General features: G+C 64.6%; 1 protein-coding gene. It reads right to left on the reverse strand.

Translation table 11 applies throughout. The features are described 5' to 3' along the window. Positions 1–567, reverse strand: a 567-nt coding sequence (locus ACFSJG_RS14805) for an aminotransferase class III-fold pyridoxal phosphate-dependent enzyme (protein ID WP_378486002.1), incomplete at both ends; no start/stop codon positions are given.

The raw sequence follows: 567 nt of genomic DNA on the forward strand, positions 1-567 counted from the left end.
GTCGTCGAGGACGCGTTCGAACCAGTGGAAGTCGGGCATTTCGCCGTCGAAGTAGTTGTCGAACGGCATGGGTGTGGAGTGGACGAGGGGGATGCCTGCTCCGGCGCGTTTCATGGAGTTGCCGGTGACGGAGAGGGAGCCGAGGGTCATGCCGTGGAAGGCGTTGGTGAAGTTGACGATGGATTCGCGGCCGGTGACCTTGCGGGCGAGTTTGAGGGCGGCTTCGACGGCGTTGGTGCCGGTGGGTCCGGGGAACTGGACTTTGTAGTCGAGGTGGCGGGGTCCGAGGACGAGGGCGTCGAAGGTTTCGAGGAAGCGGCGTTTGGCGGCGGTGTGCATGTCGAGGCCGTGGGTGATGCCGTCGCTGTCGAGGTAGTCGAGGAGGGCGCGTTTGAGGACGGGGTTGTTGTGTCCGTAGTTGAGGGCGCCTGCGCCGGCGAAGAAGTCGAGGTAGTCGCGGCCGTCTTCGGTGCGGAGCCAGGATCCTTTGGCGGAGGTGAAGACGGTGGGCCAGGATCGGCTGTAGCTGCGGACCTCGGATTCGCGTTCGGTGAAGATGTCGGTGTC

Source organism: Rhodococcus gannanensis (assembly GCF_042681175.1).
GTDB classification, from domain to species: Bacteria; Actinomycetota; Actinomycetes; order Mycobacteriales; family Mycobacteriaceae; genus Rhodococcus_G; species Rhodococcus_G gannanensis.